This window comes from Pseudoxanthomonas sp. (assembly GCF_002863005.1).
GTDB lineage: Bacteria > Pseudomonadota > Gammaproteobacteria > Xanthomonadales > Xanthomonadaceae > Pseudoxanthomonas_A.
Window position 1 is genome coordinate 133,821 of record NZ_PKDG01000009.1, and the last position, 18,606, is coordinate 152,426.

The 18,606-nt window shown below is 65.3% G+C and carries 19 protein-coding genes; 7 read left to right on the forward strand and 12 right to left on the reverse strand.

What is annotated here, in order from left to right:
- Window positions 1-4 precede the first annotated feature (4 nt).
- The 4 genes from CYU89_RS02825 (at window position 5) to CYU89_RS02840 (ending at window position 3,020) form a co-directional block, all read left to right on the forward strand.
- Window positions 5-349, forward strand: a complete 345-nt coding sequence (locus CYU89_RS02825; protein ID WP_296278701.1) for a hypothetical protein — start codon at window positions 5-7, stop codon at window positions 347-349.
- A 125-nt stretch (window positions 350-474) separates the two neighbouring features.
- On the forward strand, window positions 475-1,929 hold the full coding sequence (gene cls, locus CYU89_RS02830) for a cardiolipin synthase (protein WP_296278702.1): 1,455 nt from the start codon (window positions 475-477) through the stop codon (window positions 1,927-1,929).
- 66 nt (window positions 1,930-1,995) lie between these two features.
- On the forward strand, window positions 1,996-2,253 hold the full coding sequence (locus tag CYU89_RS02835; protein WP_296278703.1) for a hypothetical protein: 258 nt from the start codon (window positions 1,996-1,998) through the stop codon (window positions 2,251-2,253).
- Complete coding sequence (locus tag CYU89_RS02840; RefSeq protein ID WP_296278704.1) at window positions 2,250-3,020, forward strand: pyridoxine 5'-phosphate synthase; 771 nt, start codon at window positions 2,250-2,252, stop codon at window positions 3,018-3,020. Before CYU89_RS02835 ends, CYU89_RS02840 begins: the two co-directional genes overlap by 4 nt.
- Before the next feature lie 32 nt (window positions 3,021-3,052).
- On the opposite strand, the gene CYU89_RS02845 is transcribed toward CYU89_RS02840, so the two are convergent.
- From CYU89_RS02845 to dnaA, 12 genes are all read right to left on the reverse strand, one after another.
- Window positions 3,053-3,448 (reverse strand): biopolymer transporter ExbD, encoded by a 396-nt coding sequence (locus CYU89_RS02845; RefSeq protein WP_296278705.1) that lies wholly within the window; start codon window positions 3,446-3,448, stop codon window positions 3,053-3,055.
- Between the two features lie 145 nt (window positions 3,449-3,593).
- A complete protein-coding gene (locus tag CYU89_RS02850; protein WP_296278706.1) occupies window positions 3,594-4,004 on the reverse strand; it encodes a biopolymer transporter ExbD in 411 nt (136 codons plus the stop codon).
- Between the two features lie 3 nt (window positions 4,005-4,007).
- Window positions 4,008-4,436, reverse strand: a complete 429-nt coding sequence (locus tag CYU89_RS02855; RefSeq protein WP_296278707.1) for a biopolymer transporter ExbD — start codon at window positions 4,434-4,436, stop codon at window positions 4,008-4,010.
- Between the two features lie 46 nt (window positions 4,437-4,482).
- Window positions 4,483-5,232 (reverse strand): TonB-system energizer ExbB, encoded by a 750-nt coding sequence (gene exbB, locus CYU89_RS02860; RefSeq protein ID WP_296278708.1) that lies wholly within the window; start codon window positions 5,230-5,232, stop codon window positions 4,483-4,485.
- A 77-nt stretch (window positions 5,233-5,309) separates the two neighbouring features.
- Complete coding sequence (locus CYU89_RS02865) at window positions 5,310-5,984, reverse strand: energy transducer TonB (RefSeq protein WP_296278709.1); 675 nt, start codon at window positions 5,982-5,984, stop codon at window positions 5,310-5,312.
- Between the two features lie 158 nt (window positions 5,985-6,142).
- Entirely contained in the window at window positions 6,143-7,333 is a 1,191-nt protein-coding gene (locus CYU89_RS02870; protein WP_296278710.1) for a tetratricopeptide repeat protein, read from the reverse strand.
- Between the two features lie 134 nt (window positions 7,334-7,467).
- A complete protein-coding gene (locus CYU89_RS02875) occupies window positions 7,468-8,274 on the reverse strand; it encodes a M48 family metallopeptidase (protein ID WP_296278711.1) in 807 nt (268 codons plus the stop codon).
- A gap of 70 nt (window positions 8,275-8,344) precedes the next feature.
- Window positions 8,345-9,181 (reverse strand): CPBP family intramembrane glutamic endopeptidase, encoded by an 837-nt coding sequence (locus tag CYU89_RS02880; protein ID WP_296278712.1) that lies wholly within the window; start codon window positions 9,179-9,181, stop codon window positions 8,345-8,347.
- A 10-nt stretch (window positions 9,182-9,191) separates the two neighbouring features.
- Window positions 9,192-11,657 (reverse strand): DNA topoisomerase (ATP-hydrolyzing) subunit B, encoded by a 2,466-nt coding sequence (gene gyrB / locus CYU89_RS02885; protein WP_296278713.1) that lies wholly within the window; start codon window positions 11,655-11,657, stop codon window positions 9,192-9,194.
- Window positions 11,658-11,768: 111 nt separating this feature from the next.
- Complete coding sequence (recF, locus tag CYU89_RS02890) at window positions 11,769-12,875, reverse strand: DNA replication/repair protein RecF (protein ID WP_296278714.1); 1,107 nt, start codon at window positions 12,873-12,875, stop codon at window positions 11,769-11,771.
- Window positions 12,876-13,077: 202 nt separating this feature from the next.
- A complete protein-coding gene (dnaN, locus tag CYU89_RS02895) occupies window positions 13,078-14,178 on the reverse strand; it encodes a DNA polymerase III subunit beta (protein WP_296278775.1) in 1,101 nt (366 codons plus the stop codon).
- Between the two features lie 431 nt (window positions 14,179-14,609).
- Complete coding sequence (gene dnaA / locus CYU89_RS02900; RefSeq protein WP_296278776.1) at window positions 14,610-15,935, reverse strand: chromosomal replication initiator protein DnaA; 1,326 nt, start codon at window positions 15,933-15,935, stop codon at window positions 14,610-14,612.
- Window positions 15,936-16,204: 269 nt separating this feature from the next.
- Here dnaA and rpmH point away from each other — a divergent pair, with 269 nt between their 5' ends.
- From rpmH to yidC, 3 genes are all read left to right on the forward strand, one after another.
- Entirely contained in the window at window positions 16,205-16,345 is a 141-nt protein-coding gene (rpmH, locus tag CYU89_RS02905; protein ID WP_027083663.1) for a 50S ribosomal protein L34, read from the forward strand.
- An 87-nt stretch (window positions 16,346-16,432) separates the two neighbouring features.
- Entirely contained in the window at window positions 16,433-16,873 is a 441-nt protein-coding gene (gene rnpA, locus CYU89_RS02910; protein WP_296278715.1) for a ribonuclease P protein component, read from the forward strand.
- A gap of 13 nt (window positions 16,874-16,886) precedes the next feature.
- A complete protein-coding gene (yidC, locus tag CYU89_RS02915) occupies window positions 16,887-18,587 on the forward strand; it encodes a membrane protein insertase YidC (protein WP_296278716.1) in 1,701 nt (566 codons plus the stop codon).
- Window positions 18,588-18,606: the final 19 nt, after the last annotated feature.

The following is an 18,606-nucleotide window of genomic DNA, read 5'->3' on the forward strand; positions in this document are numbered from 1 at the left end:
GTGCATGACTTTTGATGTCGGGATCGGCAAGTGCCGGTCGGTGCAATCGGATTCGGTGGACGTATGGGTGGACGGTTCCATCGTCCGCCGGCTGGTGCCGGAAACCAAATGGCAGCGGGACGGAATAAGCGTGCTGCAGGTGCCGGTGAAGCTGTGCAGTGCGCGCCACCGGTTGGCGGCGGGCGAGGAGGTGTTCCTCGACACGGCGCTCATCACTGCGAACAGTGCGGGCAAGCTGGACGTCGACGGCAGCGGCGACTATGCCAAGGCACGCCTGTCGCTGCTGGTTCCCAGTATCGACGCCACGCCCACGCCCCCGCCGCCCTCGCGCAAGGCGAGTTGGCGCTGACACGCCGGCCCTGCAGGCTGGCGCGCACGCGGCGTTCGCCGTGGCGGCGGGCCCTGGAAGGAAAAGACGCTGCCTGCAACGCCGACGCATCGCACGGAGGTCATGCCGACCTCTAGAATCGCGGCATGCCCGACGTCCTCCACGCCATCCGAGATGCCGCGTCCACCCTGCCCCACCTCGCCGGGTGGATCACGCTGGCCTGGCTGCTTTACCTGGTGCCGCTGTGTACCTGGATCATCCTGCAGAAACGCGAACCGGTGGCCACACTCAGTTGGCTGCTTTCCCTTGCGCTGCTGCCGTACGTGGGGTACTTGGTCTACTTCCTGTTGGGGCCGCAGCGCATCAAGCGGCATCAACTCCGGCGGACGCGCGCGCGCGAAGGCGTGGAGAGCTACGAGGTCTTCGCACCGGCTGACGGCAACAGCGCGGAACTGCCCATGCTGGCCCAGAAGACGACGGGACTGCCGCCTTCCACGGCCACCTCGGTGCAGCAGCTCGTGGATGGGTGCGCCACGTACAAGGCGATCCTGGATGCGATCGCCGCCGCGGAGAACCACATCCACCTGGAGTACTACATCTTCAACGGCGACCGTACCGGCCAGCGCATCCTCGAGGCGCTCGCGGTGAAGGCGCGCGAAGGCGTCAAGGTGCGCCTGCTGCTGGACGCCGTGGGCTCGAACCGACTCAAGACCCGGGCCTTGCGCGCGTTGATCGATGCCGGCGGCGAGCACGCCTGGTTCCACCCTACCCGCTTCCGTCCCTTCACCCGTCCGTGGCTGAACCTGCGCACGCACCGCAAGATCGTGGTGGTCGACGGACGCATCGCGTTCACGGGCGGCATCAACGTCACCGACGATGAGGACGAGTCCCTCTGCGACGATGCATTCCGCGACCTGCACCTGCGCCTCGAGGGCGAGATCGTGCGCAGCATCCAGCAGGTGTTCGTCGAGGATTGGGTATATGCCACCGGCCAGCAGCGCAAGGACTTCCAGGGCACGCGGCTGTGGAGCGCCAGCGATGCCAACGTGCGGGGCGGGATTGCTGTACAGGCACTGGTGTCGGGGCCGGATTCCGCATGGGAGCCCATCCACCGCACCAAGGTCGCGGCGATCCATGAAGCGAGACAGCGCGTCTGGCTGGTCACGCCGTATTTCGTTCCCGGCGAAGCCGCGCGCATGGCGCTGACGTCCGCCGCGCTGGGCGGTCTGGACGTCCGCCTGGTGGTGCCCAAGACCAGCGATTCCCGGCTGGCGACGCTGGCCGCGCGGTCGTATTTCGACGAACTGCTCGCCGCCGGCGTGAAGGTCTACGAATACGGCCCACGCATGATGCACAGCAAGGCGCTTCTCTGCGACGACACGCTGGCCATCATCGGCAGCGCCAATTTCGACCACCGCAGCTTCCGGCTGAATTTCGAGATTTCCATGATGTTCCGCGACCGCGGCGTCGCCGGCACGCTGGGACAGTGGATGGAAGGCGAGATCGCCGCCAGTGAACCGGTACGCCTGCAGCGCGACCGCGCGCTCTGGCGCCATCGACTGCCCGAAGCACTGGCACGGCTGATGTCGCCCTTGCTGTGAAGCCGGTCGATGCCTGCCGCGCAACGGACGCGGTAATATTCCGCCACCAAGCCCCGGGGGTGGACGATGCACTGGCTCTTCCTGTTGATGGCGATCGGCTGCCTGTTCATGGCCGTGCGCACCACGTCGATGCCCTTGATGGTCGTCCTGATGCTGGTGTCGCTTTGCCTCTTCGTGGTCTGGATCATCGGGCGGCATGCGCGCAGGCTGGGTGAAACGCGCCGCGACGAATCGCTGATGATCGATCCGGCCGAGCTGCGCCGACTTCGCGAGATCGCGGAGGCGCGGCGCAATGCACCGCCGTCCGAACCGCCCGCACCGTGACCCTGCTCAGCGTCAACGTCAACAAGATCGCCGTCCTGAGGAATTCCCGCGGCGGCGATGAACCCGATGTGGTGCGCGCGGCGCAGGCTTGCCTGGCAGCCGGCGCACATGGCATCACCGTGCATCCCCGGCCCGACCAGCGGCACATCCGTCCTGGCGATGTCGACGCGCTGGCGCGGCTGACGCGCGGGCACGGCGTCGAACTGAATCTGGAAGGCAATCCTTTCGCTCCGCCCCGCGACGGTTATCCCGGCTTCCTCGCGTTGTGCGACGCGGCCCGTCCTGCGCAGGCCACGCTGGTGCCGGACGGCGACGGCCAGATCACGTCGGACCATGGCTTCGATTTCGAACAGGATTCGGAACGCCTGCGCCCGCTGATCGCGGCACTCAAGGCGATGGGATGCCGGGTCAGCCTGTTCGTGGATGCGGGCTGCGCCGGACTCGAGAATGCGGCGCACATCGGCGCGGACCGCATCGAGATCTATACCGGCCCATTTGCCGAGGCGGCTTCGCGTGGCGACGCCGGCGATGCGCTCGAGCACTGCAGGCGCACGGCCGAGCAGGCTCACGCGCTGGGCCTGGGTGTCAACGCCGGGCACGACCTCAGCCAGGACAATCTCGGCGGATTCCTTGCATCGGTGCCCGGGGTACTCGAAGTCTCGATCGGCCATGCGCTGATCGGCGAAGCACTGTACGCCGGCCTGGACGCGACCGTGCGCCGCTACCTCGCGATCCTGAGCCAGGCCGAGGGCGTCGGGCGGGACTGAGCGGTATCGATCCCGTCGACGCGCGCCAGGCGTCAGTTCCTCATCACGATGTTGCGCATGCCGCTGGCTTCGGCCTGCGACAGCGCGCTGACCAGTTGCTGGTAATCGGCGCTTTCCGCCGCCTCCACCTGCAGCACGGTGCGGGGGTCGGCCGTGAGCGCATCTTCCAGCCGCGCACGGAGATCGCCCAGCGCAATCGGACGGTCGTCCAGGGTGTAGTGGCCGCCGACGCCCACCTTGAGCACCAGGTCGTTGGGCGGCTCGGCGTGCGTACCGGGAACCGGTTGCGGCAGGAGCGTCTCGATGGGGCGTGACAGCATCGGCGCCGTCACCATGAAGATCACCAGCAGCACCAGCATCACGTCCACCAGTGGCGTGATGTTGATGTCGGCCAGTTCGGAACGGCTTGCAGGAGCGGAGAACGCCATGGCACACCTCCTTCTGTCGGGGACCGTGCCCCTGACGCTACGCCCGCGCTTCCAGGGACGCAAGAGGGCCCCTGTTCGCCCTCCGGAACGAAGAACGCCGCCCCGGAGGGCGGCGTTCGAGAGCCTACTGCTGCTCGTTTCGCGATTACTGCACGAAACCGATCTTCATCATCTGCGCATTCTTCGCAGCGGCCAACACCTTGGCCATCACTTCGTAATGCGCGTCCGACTTGGCTTCGATGCGCAGCTCCGGCTGGTTGGTCGGATCGCGCTGGACTTCGTCTTCCATCTTGCGCTGGAGGTCGGCCACGTTGGTCGGGCTGTTGTTCCAGTACACCGTGTTGTCCGACTCGATGCGCAGGTCGATCGGCGGCGGCGGCTCGCGTACCTGCGGCGGCGGGTTGATCACACGCTGCGGCAGGGCCACCTCGATCGGGTACGTCATGATCGGTGCGGTCACGATGAAGATGATCAGGAGCACCAGCATCACGTCCACGAGGGGCGTGACGTTGATGTCGGCCATGGGGCCCTTGCTACCACCACTGCTGAATGCCATGGCTTACTGCCCCTTCTCTTTCGTGGCCACGTAGCCGATATCGAGCATGCCCTGGCCTTGCGCGATCTTGGTGACTTCCGCGATGGTGCCCATCTTGGTCGTCTTGTCGCCACGCAGGTTGAGCTTCGGCTGCGGCTGCAACTGGGCCACGCTCGACAGGCGCGATTCCAGGATTTCCTTGCTGACCGGCTCATCGCCCCAGAACAGGTCGCCATTGTCCTTGACGGAAATGGTGATCGGCGGGGTCTTGGGGGCGGTCTTTTCGTCCGGATTCTGGACGAGGTTCGCTTCGGGCAGCTCGATCTTCACCTTGTGCGACATCAACGGCGCCGTGATGATGAAGATGATCAGCAGCACCAACATCACGTCCACGAGGGGCGTGACGTTGATCTCGGCCATCGGGCCACCGCTATTACCACTACTGAAAGCCATGACGGGCTCCGTCTAGAACGTTGCGTTGACTGCTTGTACCGCCGGCTCAGCGAACGCGCGAGCCGGTGGCGAAGAAGTCGTGCAGGTCGTGCGCGAACGTATCGAACTTGGCGATGACGGCCGCGTTCGTCTTGCTGAAGAAGTTGTAGGCGAACACGGCCGGGATGGCGACGAACAGACCGATGGCGGTCATGATCAGCGCTTCACCCACCGGGCCGGCAACGGCGTCGATCGAGGCCTGGCCGGTCGCACCGATGCGGATCAGGGCGCCGTAGATGCCCCACACCGTACCCAGCAGACCCACGAACGGCGCGGTCGCACCGACGGTGGCGAGCAGCGTCATGCCGCCCTGCAGGTTGGTGCTCTCGCGGGTCACGGCCTGGCGCAGGGCGCGGTCCACGAACTCCGAGCGGCTCAGGGTCTCGCCCGAACCTTCCGAACGCTGGTGGTGCGCAGCGGCCTGGGCGGCGTCGAGGGCGATCTTGGAGAACGGCTCGTTCTTCGGCTGCTCTTCCATCAGGCGGATGGCGTCCTGCGCATTCGGGGTTTCCCAGAAGGCGCTGGTCACGCGGTCAGCCTGGCCCTTCAGGCGGGTGCTGCGGAGCACGTTGATGACCGTCCAGTACCAGGACATGGCCGACATGATCACCAGGGTGAGCAGCACGACCCAGGAGACGATGAACTCGCCGGGCTTGCTGACCATCTCGCTGATCATGTGCTCGAAGCCCATCTGCGACAGGGCATTCGCGGCGTTGTTGCCCCCGGCGGCGGCGGCGAAAAGGGTTTCCTGCAGCATGACGCTTACCTTTATTTAAGTGTTGATTGAGGGTGGTGCGGGTTTCTTGCGTTGGAATCTGTCGATGCCTGGCGGCATCAGCCGCCCATGTTGAAGTCCACGGGCACGCGGACGCGGCCTGCGGCCTTCTGGCCATTGACGACGGACGCGTTGAAGCGCCATTTGCGTGCGGCTTCCATGGCAGCACGATCGAGATCGCGGTTGCGGCTGGACTTTTCCACCGACACATTGGTGACGTTGCCGTTCGCGTCCACGTCGATGATCAGGATGACCGTGCCTTCGATACCCGAGCGCGCGGCGGCCGGCGGGTAGCGGGGCGGATTCATGTTCTTGGACGAGATGTCGACGCTGGCGCCGATGTCCGGCGTCGGCGACGGCGGTGCGGGCGGCGACGGCGGGCTGACGATGTCGGTCGGACGCGGTTCGGCGATGTCCACGGGCGGTGCTTCCGGCGGCGGAGGCAGCGGCGTGGTCTTGGGCGGCGCGAGGTTCTTGACCGGCGGCGGCGGCGTGTCCTGCTTCGGCGGCGGCGGCGGCGGCGGGGGCGGGGGAGGCGGGGCGTCGACGATCACCACCGAGGTGCGACGTTCCTGCTCCTTCTCCGCCGGCGGGGCGACGGCCGGGATCAGCAAGGCCAGCAGCGCGGCTGCGTGCAATGCGATCACAAAGGCAATACCGATGATACGCGGCCAGTTGAGGCTGTTGTCCTCTTCCTGTTCCCGGTACCTGTTGATGACCAGTTGTTCAGCCATGCGCCAATTAACTCAAGGTTGATACGGGCACCGGGGCGCCTCGTTGATTCTGGATTCCGCCGGCCGTTTTGCGCGGCGGAATCCCCAGCTTATACCAATCCGACGCCCGGTTGCCATTATCCGTACGGATTTTTGGCCTACGGTGTCACTGGATCACGTCACTTAAGCGCGAGGATCTTCTTCGCGTCTTCCGGCTTCTTCAGTCCCTTGTTCAAGGCCGCCTGCGCAGCGGTCTTGGCTTCGGGGATGCGGCCTTCCTGCCAGAGCACGCGGGCGAGGTTGAGGTAGGTCTCGCCATCCTTCGCAAGCGGGGCGGCCTTCTGCCACGCCTCGATGGCCTGGGGGACCTGTTCGGAGTAGTAGTACGCCTGTGCCAACGCAAGATACGTCTGGTAATCCTGCTTCAACAGACCCTTCTGCAGGCCCTCGTTGACGACGGAGATCACGTCCTTCTCCTTGCCGTCCATGTTGGCGTAGGTGATGTACAGCTGGCGGTATTCCTTCTCGTCCGTCAGCTGGCCGGCTGCGCGCAGCTTTTCCAGGATCGCGGCGGCCTTGTCGAACTGGTCGGCCTGCTGGTACGTCGCGACCAGGTTCATCTGCGACTTCTTGTCGGTCGGGTTCTTGGCTGCCTGCTGCTCGGCCAGCTTGACGGCTTTCTCCGGCTGGCCCGCTTCGTTGTACGACGCCAACAGCAGGCTGTACCAGCTGTCCTTCGGCTCCGGAGTGGCGGCAATGGCCTTTTCCAGCACCGGAATGGCTTCGGCGAACTTTTCCGTCTGGTAGAGCGCCTGGCCCTTCATGATGAGGTCTTCCGGACGCGACGACTTCGTCTCGGTCAGGTAGCGATCGAGGTTGGCCATGCCCGGCTCGAACTCGTCATCCTGCAACTGCAGCTGGGCCAGCATCATCATGGACTGGTAATGACCGTTGTTGTCCAGTGCGTTGAGATCGACGGCCTGCCGCAGCAACTGCTTCGCGGTCGCCATGTCGTCGAGGTTGTAGGCAGCCTGCGCGCCAAGCTGCGCGGCCATCGCTTTGTCGTAGTCGTTGGCATTGGGCTCGGCCAGCAGATCCTTCGCGAGGGTCAGCGTCTCGGTGTCGTTGTCTTCCTTTTCATAGGCCTTGAACAGCTTGCTGAGCTTGCCCTGGGCCTTGCTCGAACCCTTGGCCTTGGGCTCCTCGCGGGTCGCGTCCGGATAACGCACTTCCGGCTTGGCGCTGTTCTTGCGTCCACCGCGTTCTGCGGAGCGGGCGTCATACGCCACGGCGTCGGCAACGACGGCGCCGCCAAAGGCGGCCAGCAACATCAGGCTGAGGACAGTCTTCTGGGGCATGCGGTGTTTCATGTCTAAACCTCGTGGGGACAAGCAGAAGGCGGTTCACCCGTCCCCTCTGCGTGCGGGGCCGGCAAAACTAACAGAAACCAAGGGAAGGCGGATACCGTTTCACGTGCTGCTGCGCAGCAATACCGGCGCGTGTGTCAGCCGCATTTCGGCGCGTTTCCGGCCTTCCTGGCCGCCTCGTACGTGGGTACGAGGGAAGGGGCATCGCGCTCGAGCTCGCGGATGCGGTTGGCGGGGTCGGGGTGGGTCGACAGCCATTGCGGCGAGCGTCCTCCGCTGGCGGCCATCATGTTCTGCCACAGGCCTACCGCTTGGCGCGGATCGAAGCCGGCCTGCGCCATCAGACGCTGGCCGACGACGTCGGCCTCGCTTTCCTGTGTTCGGGAACCGGGCAGCAGGAACGCTGCCTGCGCGGTCATGCCGCCGAGCTGGTTCACAGTACTGGCGGCACCCTCACCGTAGCGAGCGCCGGCCAGCGCGCCGAGCACACCCAGACCCGCCTGCGCACCCATCTGCCGCGTGATGCGTTCTTCATGGTGTCGTGCGATCACATGGCCGATTTCATGTCCCAGCACGGCAGCAAGCTGGTCCTGGTTCTTGGCGACGGTGAAGATCCCGGTATTCACGCCGACCTTTCCGCCCGGCAGGGCGAACGCATTCGGCTCGCTGTCGGTGAAGACCGCAGTCTCCCACGCAACGCCGCGCTGCTCCGGTGGCAGCTGGCGGACGAGGGCGTTCACCACGCAAGTGACGTAGGCGTTCTGGCGTGCATCACGGTTGAGGGTCTCCTTCGCCTTGGTCTCGGCGAAGGCCTGTGCGCCCAGCTGGTCCAATTGGGCCTGGGAAACACCGCCGACCATCTGGGTGCGTCCCGTCGGCGACGTCGTGGTAGCGCAGGCGGCAAGGCCCAGCACCATGGCGGTTCCGAGAATCTGGCATTTCATGCTCGCCCCCCTGCGATATTGCGTGCGACCAGAGTCTGGGCAAGCCCGTCTTAAACTTTTGTCAATCACATTAGACGGATGCGTCGCCGTACACCTGCAAGACAGCCAGCGCTATCGCATTGTTCAGGATGTGGGCAGCGATGGGCGCCCATAGCGTCCCCGTGCGGCGATACACCCAAGCGAAGATGCCGCCCATGCCGGCGTACACCGCGATCAGGAACAGCGTGCTGCCCGCCGGCTTGCCGTTGAGGCCGGGCAATTCGTGGACCAGGGCAAACACCAGGCTGCTGAGCACCAGACCCAGCATAGGCCATCCAGCCTGCCACAGCCGTGCGAACAGCACGCGCCGGAACAGCAGTTCTTCGTAGAGCGGTGCCAGGACGACTGCGAACAACGCAAGGAACAGCGGATAGCGCGCGAAGCCGTCCTTGATCAGGTCCAGGTTGCTCGGTTCGAGGTCCAGACCCAGCCACAGGCGGCCTGCCGCACTCATCAGCGTACTGAAGAGGAATGTGGCCACGCCGGCGACAAGCGCCCAGATCCACGTGCGGGCGTTACGCAGGCGGTCCAACGACGCGCGCCGTTCGGCCCGCGTGGCCCGGCGTCGCCACAGGTAGAGCACCAGGGCCGTTCCACCGGTGCTGACGAGCGTCATGACGATCAGGAACAGGACCGGAGGCGTACCGAGTTGCGCCTGCAGTGCCTGTGCATCGGGCGTGCCCCCGGCTCGCTGCGCGAGCTGGATGCCTCGCCATGCCGCCCAGCCGAACAGGCCCAGCATCAGCGTCGAGAACGACAGCGCGATGGCGAGCGCCACATCGATGGCGAACGCGGGCAGCACGCTGCGCAGCGGCAGTGTGGACCGCGTCGCATCCAGCGCGCCGGACGGGGAGGGCACGTCGCTCATCCGTGCAGCGTCAGACGTCGAGGTTGGCGACCTTCAGCGCGTTGTCTTCGATGAACTCGCGCCGCGGCTCGACGACATCCCCCATCAGCGTGCTGAAGATCTGGTCGGCGGCGACCGCATCTTCGATCCGCACCTGCAACAGGCGACGCGTTTCGGGATTGACCGTGGTGTCCCACAGCTGCTCGGGGTTCATTTCACCCAGGCCCTTGAAGCGCTGGATGCTGCGACCCTTCTTGGCCTCTTCGAGCAACCACGCCTGCGCCTCGGCGAACGTCGCCACCGGCTGCGCCTTGTTGCCGCGGACGACTTGCGCGCCATCGCGGACCAGGCCATGCAGCAGTGCGGCGGCTTCGCGCAGCGGACGCAGTTCGCCGCTCTCGAACGCCGACAGCGACAACACCTGCACCAGTTCCTCACCCATGTGGCGACGGGTGGACAGCAGGGCAGCAGGGCGCTGTTCGTTCGCCGGCTGCAGCGTGAGTGCATAACGCGCACTGCCGATGCTGCCACGGTTGAGCTTGGCTTCCAGCGCGGCCAGTTCATGCCGCTCGTCGATGTTCTGCTGCAGGTGTTCGGCATCGAGCGGCGTGAAGTCGATCAGCGACTCCAGCAGCACCGGATCATAGCGATGCGCGTTGCGTGCAATCGCGTCACGCGCGGTGCTGAAGACGAGCAGCAGTTTCTCCAGCGCCTCGCCGGAAATCGGCGGCTCGCCGTTCGCCGGAATCAGCGATGCACCTTCCACCGCATTGTTCGCCAGGTAGACGTTCAGCGCCGCGTCGTCCTTCAGGTAGAGCTCCTGCTTGCCCTGCTTCAGCTTGTACAGCGGCGGCAGGCCGATGTAGACATGGCCGCGCTCGATCAGCTCAGGCATCTGCCGGTAGAAGAACGTGAGCAGCAGCGTGCGGATGTGCGAACCGTCGACGTCGGCGTCGGTCATGATGATGATGCGGTGGTAGCGCAGCTTGTCCGGGTTGTACTCGTCCTTGCCGATGCCGGTGCCGAGCGCGGTGATCAGCGTCCCGACTTCGGCACTGGCGAGCATGCGGTCGAAGCGCGCGCGTTCCACGTTGAGGATCTTGCCGCGGAGCGGCAGCACCGCCTGGTTCTTGCGGTTGCGACCCTGCTTGGCGGAACCGCCCGCCGAGTCACCCTCGACGATGAAGAGCTCGGACAGCGCCGGATCCTTCTCCTGGCAGTCGGCCAGCTTGCCGGGCAGGCCGGCGATATCCAGTGCACCCTTGCGGCGTGTCAGGTCGCGCGCCTTGCGGGCGGCCTCGCGGGCGCGGGCGGCGTCGACGATCTTGCCCGCGATTGCGCGGGCCTCGTGGGGATGTTCCTGCAGGAACTCCTCCAAACGTGCACCGAACGTGCTCTCAACAACCGGCCTGACGTCGGAACTGACGAGTTTTTCCTTGGTCTGCGAGGAGAAACTCGGATCCGGCACCTTCACCGACAACACGGCGATCATGCCTTCGCGCATGTCGTCGCCGGACAGGTTCACCTTCGCCTGCTTGGCGATGCCGCTCTGTTCGATGTAGTTCGTCAGCGTGCGCGTAAGCGCGGCACGGAAGCCGATCAGGTGGGTACCGCCATCCTTCTGGGGGATGTTGTTGGTGAAGCAGAACATCGTTTCCTGGTAGGCGTCGGTCCACTGCAGGGCGACTTCCACCGTTATGCCATTCTGCTCGCCACTGACCGAGATCACGTTCGGATGCAGCGGTGTCTTGAGGTGGGCGAGGTGCTCCACGAAGCTGCGGATACCGCCTTCGTAGTGGAAATCGTCGCGACGGCCTTCGCCCCGCTCGTCGACCAGCACGATCTTCACGCCGGAATTCAGGAACGACAGCTCGCGCAGACGGCGGGCTAGGATGTCGTAGTGGAATTCGACGTTGCCGTGGAAGGCCGTTACCGAAGGCCAGAAGCGGAGCGTGGTGCCGCGCTTGCTGGTGCTTTCGACCTGGGTCAGGGGGACCAGCGCGGCGCCGTTGCTGTATTCCTGACGATAGTGGAAACCGCCCTGGAAGATGTCCAGCTGCAGTTTCTCGGACAGGGCGTTGACCACGCTGACGCCCACCCCGTGCAGGCCGCCGGACACTTTGTAGCTGTTATCGTCGAACTTGCCGCCCGCGTGGAGCACCGTCATGACGACTTCAGCGGCGGACACCTCGCGACCGAGCTTGGCGCTCATCTGCGCATGCTTGCCTACCGGGATGCCGCGTCCGTTGTCGGAGACCGAGACCGACCCATCTTCGTGGATCGTCACCGCGACATGGTCCGCGTGGCCGGCCAACGCCTCGTCGATGGAGTTGTCGACCACTTCGAACACCATGTGGTGCAAGCCGGTGCCGTCGTGCACATCGCCAATGTACATACCGGGGCGCTTGCGGACCGCTTCCAGGCCCTCCAGCGCGGTAATGCTGTTGGCGTCGTACGTATTGCCGTTCGGTGCAGAAGAGGTCGTTTCGTCGGTCATTCGCTTCGTGTCGGCTGCATGGCGGGGCAGGCGCCACCGGGTCGGTAGGCGCCGTGCGCAGGCCAGGGGATCAATGCGGAATTATAGCACTGGTGCGTACTTAGACCCGGCTCAAGGGGTGATGAGGCGCTCCACGCCCCCTTGTTCCACGTGGAACAGAGCAGGTGCCACGTCGCTTTCCACCAACCCGACCGGCGGTTCGGTACCGGTAATGAAGATCTGGGCACCGCTGGCGAGCAGACGCGCCAGAATTCGACGCTGGTGGTGCCGGTCCAGTTCGGACGCAAGATCGTCCAGCGCGATGACGGGCCACTCACCGCGTCGACGGGCGAAATCCTGTGCCTGTGCCAGCAGGCAGGACAGGGCGGTCAACTTGGCCTGGCCCCGGGACAGCGTCTCGCGCTGGGGCAGCGCGCTGTAGTCGATCCGCCAGTCCGCACGGTGCGGACCCACGGTCGTATAGCCGGCCGCACGATCCCGCTCCCGGGCGAGCAGCAGTGCGTCCGCCAGAGACAGCTCATGCCGGCGCCATCCGGGCAGGAAGTGCAGCGACGCGTTTCCCAGTGACGGCGCCAGTTCGCCCACGACGGACGACAGATCATCCTGGAGCGCATCCAGATATCCCTGACGGTGTCGGGTCAGGGGCTCGCCCGCCTCGGCCAGCTCGTGGTCCCACGCGTCGAGCTGTCCACCGCCGCTTCCCGCCTTGAGCAGGCTGTTCCGTTGTTTCAGGGCACGTGCATAGCGCCGCCAGAGGGGAAGAAAGCCCCCCTCGCGCCCCTGTTCCACGTGGAACAGCCCCCAATCCATGAAGCGGCGCCTGGGCTCCCCGCCCCCTGTGACGAGGGCATGGCTTCCCGGCTCAAAACTCACGACCGCCAAGGCCGCACAGAGATCACCCAACTGGGTAACGGTCTCTCCGTCCAACCGGCCCATCCATGTCTGCCCGCTATGGCGCAGGCCCGCTCGGCGTTGGCGCCCTTGGCTGGCTTCCCGCCACTCTACGAAGACCTCGACCGCATCGGATCCAGTACGGACCAGACCGTCCCGGACACGCCCCCTGAAGCTGCGTCCGTATGCCATCAGATGCAGCGCTTCCAGCAAACTGGTCTTGCCGGCACCGTTGTCGCCCGTGATGAGGTTGATGCCAGCCTCGGGGGCCAACGAGACCCGCTGGAACCGCCGCAGGCCACTGGCCTCCAGTCGCGTTACCTGCACGACGGGTCCGCACGCGCAGTGGATGCCTCGGAGTGCTCGCACGAATCTGACAACGACGAGGGCGGGGAGAGGCTAGGGGGCATGCCGAATTGTAGCCCGCGAACCCGCCGCGGCTGGCGACAGGCATCGGCCGACGGACTCCTGAAACGAGATCGCCCGACACGGGGTCGGGCGATCTGATGTTCCACGTGAAACAAGAGTGTCAGAGACGCAGAGGCATGACCACGTGGCGGGACTTTTCACTGCTCGCCTCGCGTACGAGGGCAGAAGAGTTGGCGTCCCGAAGCTGCAGGACCACATGCTCATCGCGCAATGCCGACAACGCGTCCAGCAGGTAATTCACATTGAAGCCGATAGCCAGGCCGTCGACCTTGGTATCCGCCTCGATTTCTTCCTGGGCTTCTTCCTGTTCGGGATTGTGCGCGCTGATCTTCAGCTGACCGGGCGATACCTCGACCCGCACACCGCGGTACTTCTCGTTGGACAGGATCGCGGCGCGCTGCAGGGCGGCCCGCAGCACTTCGCGGTCAAGCAGCACTTCGCGGTCCGCGCCGATCGGAATCACCGCCGCATAGTCGGGGAAGCGGCCGTCGATCAGCTTCGAGGTGAAGGTGACATCGTCGCGCTTCACGCGGATATGACTGCGTCCGACCTCGAGCTCCAGCGCGCGGTCACCGCCTTCCAGAAGCCGCTGCAGCTCGGTCACGCCCTTGCGCGGCACGATGATCTGGCGCTTGCCGACCGGCGCTCCGTCCAGCTGCGACTCGCACATCGCCAGGCGGTGACCATCGGTGGCGACGCAACGCAGCGTGCGCTCGCTGAGGTCGAACAGCAGGCCATTGAGGTAATAGCGGACGTCCTGTTGGGCCATCGCGAACGATGTGCGTTCGATGAGCTCCTTCAGTGTCGCTTCCGGCACTTCGATACGTTCGGTCGCTTCGACCTCATCAACGGACGGGAAATCGTTGGCCGGCAACGTCGCCAGGGTGAACCGGCTGCGGCCTGCCTGAACGGTGACCTTGTCGCCACTCTGGCTCACGGTCACCTTGCTGCCGTCAGGCAGTGCGCGAACGATGTCGAACAGCTTGCGGGCGGGGATCGTCGTCTCACCGTCCTGCGCGTCATCGACCGCACTGCGGGAAATCATCTCGACCTCAAGGTCGGTACCCGTCAACGAGAGCTGCCCGTTCTGTACCTGCACCAGGAAATTTGCCAGGACCGGCAACGTCTGCCGGCGTTCGACCACATTGACCACCTGGGCCAACGGCTTGAGGAAAGCTTCGCGCTGCAGACTGAAACGCATGAGTGTGGGAGCCCCTTCGCTTTGGATTTTCAAGACTAAAAGCTTAAAAGCTGGTGGTGGTGGTAGGGCCCGAAACCCGGGAAAACCTACGTAACCCCATGAATCTATTGTTTTTTTATCACCTGCAACCCAGTGGACAGGCGCACTGCAGGCGATGGTGAAACCTGTGGACAACTTTACGCCCGGAAACCACGCACATCTTATCCACAGAAGGTGAGCGTACTTGCGCACGATGTTATGCGTTGCTCGTCCCTATCGCCTTGCCTACAGTGACCGCAACGGCGAGGAAGACGACGTGCGGCACCATGGGAGCCGGCACGTCGGATACACCCCCGCCTGTCCTGCCTGCCTACGAAGAGCGGAACCGGCTCGTCGCGGTCATATCCTCCTGCCGATATCTCCACACGTTGCAACGACGAGGGCTGGTCCGCCTACTCGCTGAGCTTGCGGATCAGCTTGTCCCAGTCCTCCCGCAACTTGCCATCCGTTTCCATGAGGGTGCGGATCTGGCGGCAGGCGTGCAGCACGGTCGTATGGTCACGGCCGGCGAACGCATCGCCGATTTCAGGCAGGCTGTGTTCGGTCAATTCCTTCGCCAAGGCCATCGCCACCTGTCGTGGACGCGCGAGTGAACGCGTGCGCCGCTTGGACAGCAGGTCCTTGATTTGCAGACCGTAGTAGTCTGCCACGGTCTTCTGGATATTGGGGATGCTGATCGCCTGCTGCTGCGCGCGCAGCAGGTCGCGCAGCGTTTCCTGGGCGAACTCGGTAGTGATCGCGCGGCCGGTGAAGTTGGCACGGGCGGCCAGCGTGTTGAGGGCGCCTTCCAGGTCGCGCACGTTGCTGCGCATCTTCTTGGCCAGCAGGAACGCGACGTCGTCCGGGATCTGCGCACCGCGCTCGTGCGCCTTGGCCAGCACGATGGCCGCACGCGTCTCGAAGTCCGGCGGGTCGATCGCCACGCTCAGCCCCCACGCCAGACGCGATTTCAGCCGCGGTTCCAGGCCTTCCACCTCGCGCGGGTAGCGGTCGCAGGTCAGGATGATCTGCTGGCGGCCGTCGAACAGCGCGTTGAAGGTGTGGAAGAACTCTTCCTGCGTGCGGTCCTTGCCGGCGAAGAACTGGATGTCGTCGATCAGCAGTGCGTCGACCTGCTGGAAGCGACGCTTGAACTGGTCCATCGACTTTTCGATCAGCGCCTTGGTCATGGCGCTGAAGAATTGTTCGCTGCGCAGGTAAAGCACGCGCGCATTCGGATTCTGCCGGCGCATCTCGTTGCCGGCAGCGAACATCAGGTGGGTCTTGCCCAGGCCGGTGCCGCCATACAGCAGCAGCGGGTTGTGGGCGCGGTCGCCCGGCTTCTGCGCGGCCTGCCACGCGGCGGCGCGGCCCAGCTGGTTGCTGCGGCCCTCGACGAAGTTGTCGAAGGTGTAATGCATGTCCATGTTGCCGGCGAACGGTTCGGCCGGTGCGGCCGTGCTCGCGGCGCCTGCCGTCGGCGCGCTGGCCGTCTCCGGCGCCTTGCTGCGCGAGCCGATTTCCAGCGAGACGTCGTCGTGGCCGGCGAAATAGTCCAGCAGCTCGCGGATGCGACCCAGGTAGCGTTCGCGGACCTGTTCGACGATGAACGCATTCGGCGCGTACAGCACCATCGCGTTGCTGCGCTGCTCGGCCTGCAGGGGCTTCAGCCAGGTGTGTACATCCTCGGCCGGCAATTCGGCTTCCAGGCGTTCGAGGCAACGGGGCCAGGCATCCATCAGGTGGAACAACTCGCGAGTGGGGGCGAACACGCCATCCCGCATTGCCAGAGGCAGCGCGGGACGGAATCCATGGGGTCGGCCAGACTACCACCCCCGTCGGAACCCGCCAACGATCCTGTGTATAAGATGTGGATGAACGCGGGGAACCGCCTGCGGCGACGGTCCGCGCAGGACGCACGCATCGAAAGCACACGGGGAGTTGACCGTAACCCGGCGGTTCCTATAGAATTTCCGGTTCTTTCCACCCGAACACGCACGAGGGCCCCATGGCCACCAAGCGCACTTACCAACCCAGCAACCTCAAGCGCAAGCGCGACCATGGTTTCCGTGCCCGTATGGCCACGGCCGATGGCCGCAAGATCCTGGCCCGTCGCCGTGCCAAGGGCCGCAAGCGCCTGACCGCCTGATGGCTTGGCCGTCGAACGACGGCCAGCATCCATGCGTTCCCTGTATCGAAAGGAGCCCGCCCGTCCACGAGCGGGCTTCTTGCTGAGATGAGCACGGCTTTTCCGCGCAGCGCACGGGTACGCGCAAGCGCCGACTATGCGCGCGTGTTCGACCAGGCCCGCCGCACGTCCGATCCGCTGATGAGCCTGCACTGGCTGCCGGGCGACGTGCCCGCGCGTCTGGGCCTGGCGGTATCCCGCAAGGTCGATACCCGTGCCGTCGGCCGCAACCGCATCAAGCGCCAGCTGCGCGAACACTTCCGTCGCCTGCGCGCCTCGCTGCCGGATGGCGACTACGTCGTGGTCGCCCGTCCGCCCGCGGCGAAAGCCGATTCCTCGCTGCTGCGCGCGACCTTCGAGCGCGTGCTGGCGCGCGCCGGCGCATTGCCGGCACCGGCACCGGGCGGCACAATGCCGCCGGGCTTGAATTCGCCTGCGCCGCCTCCCACTCCTTCTTCTCCGACCAAACCGGTTTCCGACGCCGGTTGAGACTGCCTGCCTGATGAACCAGACCCGTGTATTCCTGATCTTCGCCTGGCTGATGGTGGCGACCCTGTTGTGGCTGGAATGGAACAAGGCAGCGCCCGCGACCCCGACGGTCGCCACGCAGGCCACCGCGCCGGCGGGCAGTACCGTCCCCGCGCCGGTAGCGGCGAGCGCGCCGGCGTCGGGCAGCGTCCCCAGTGCGCCCGCCGCGGCGCCTGCGCCAACGGGCGCTCCGAAAGGAGCGGCGGGACCGCGCGTCACCGTCAGGACCGACGTACTGAGCCTGGTGCTGGACGGCGGCAGCGTGCTGCAGGCCGACCTGCTGCACTACCCGCAGAGCAAGACGCCGGGCAGTGGCCCGGTGCGTCTCTTCAGCGAAGACCCGCAGCATTTCTACGCGGCGGAAAGCGGCTGGGTCAGCAGCGGCTCCAAGGCGCCTGACCACCACGCGTTCGTCCCCGAACAGGGCGCGCGCGACGTGGCGCTGGCGCAGGGCGCGGACAGTGTCAGCGTGCCCTTCATCTGGCAGGGATCGGACGGCGTGACCATCCGCCGTACCTACACCTTCAAGCGCGCCAGCTACGAGATCGAAGTCCGCGATCAGGTAGTCAATGCCGGCACCGGTACATGGCAGGGCATGGTCTATCGGCAGCTGCTGCGCACGCCGCCGCAGGTCAAGAGCGGCATGACCAATCCCGAGTCCTTCAGCTTCAACGGCGCCACGTGGTGGGACGGCAGCTACCAGCGCCGCAAGTTCAACGAGGACTACCTGGAAGACGGCCGCGTCAATGCGCAGGTGAAGGGTGGGTGGATCGCCATTCCTCAACACCACTTCTTCAGTGCGTGGATTCCGCAGGCCGACGACACCACCACCATCTCGCTCGACAACCCAGACAACGGCACGCGCGCGCTGATCCGCGAGATGGGTCCGGGCGTCAACGTCGGTCCCGGCCAGCAGGCCACCACCACCGCACGCCTCTGGGTGGGTCCGAAGCTGGTCGACAAGATCCATGCGATCAACGCGCCCGGCATCGACCGGGTGGTGGACTACAGCCAGTTCGCGATCCTGGCGATGCTGGGGCAGGGCCTGTTCTGGGTGCTGAACTTCCTCCACGGCTTCATCGGCAACTGGGGCTGGTCGATCATCGGCCTGGTGATCCTGGTGAAGCTGGCGCTGTATCCGCTGTCCGCTGCGCAGTACAAGAGCTTCGCCAAGATGCGCAAGTTCCAGCCGCGCATCCAGCAGCTGAAGGAGCGCTACGGCGACGACAAGCAGAAGTTCCAGGTCGCCATGATGGAGCTGTACAAGAAGGAGAAGATCAACCCGATGGGCGGCTGCCTGCCGATCCTCGTGCAGATGCCGGTGTTCCTGGCGCTGTACTGGGTGCTGGTGGAAACCGTCGAACTGCGCCAGGCGCCGTGGTTCGCGTGGATCCAGGACCTCACCGCGCGCGACCCGTACTTCATCCTGCCGGTACTCAACATGCTGGTGATGTGGTTGACGCAGAAGCTGACGCCGGCGCCGGGCATGGATCCGATGCAGCAGAAGATGATGCAGTTCATGCCGCTGGTGTTCGGCGTGATGATGGCGTTCTTCCCGTCGGGCCTGGTGCTGTACTGGGTGACCAACGGCGCGCTGGGCCTGCTGCAGCAGTGGTGGATGACAAAGCGCCATGGCGAATCGGCGACGCCGCCGAAGGCCGCGACCGCGAAGTAAGCCGCACCGCTCGCCGTGC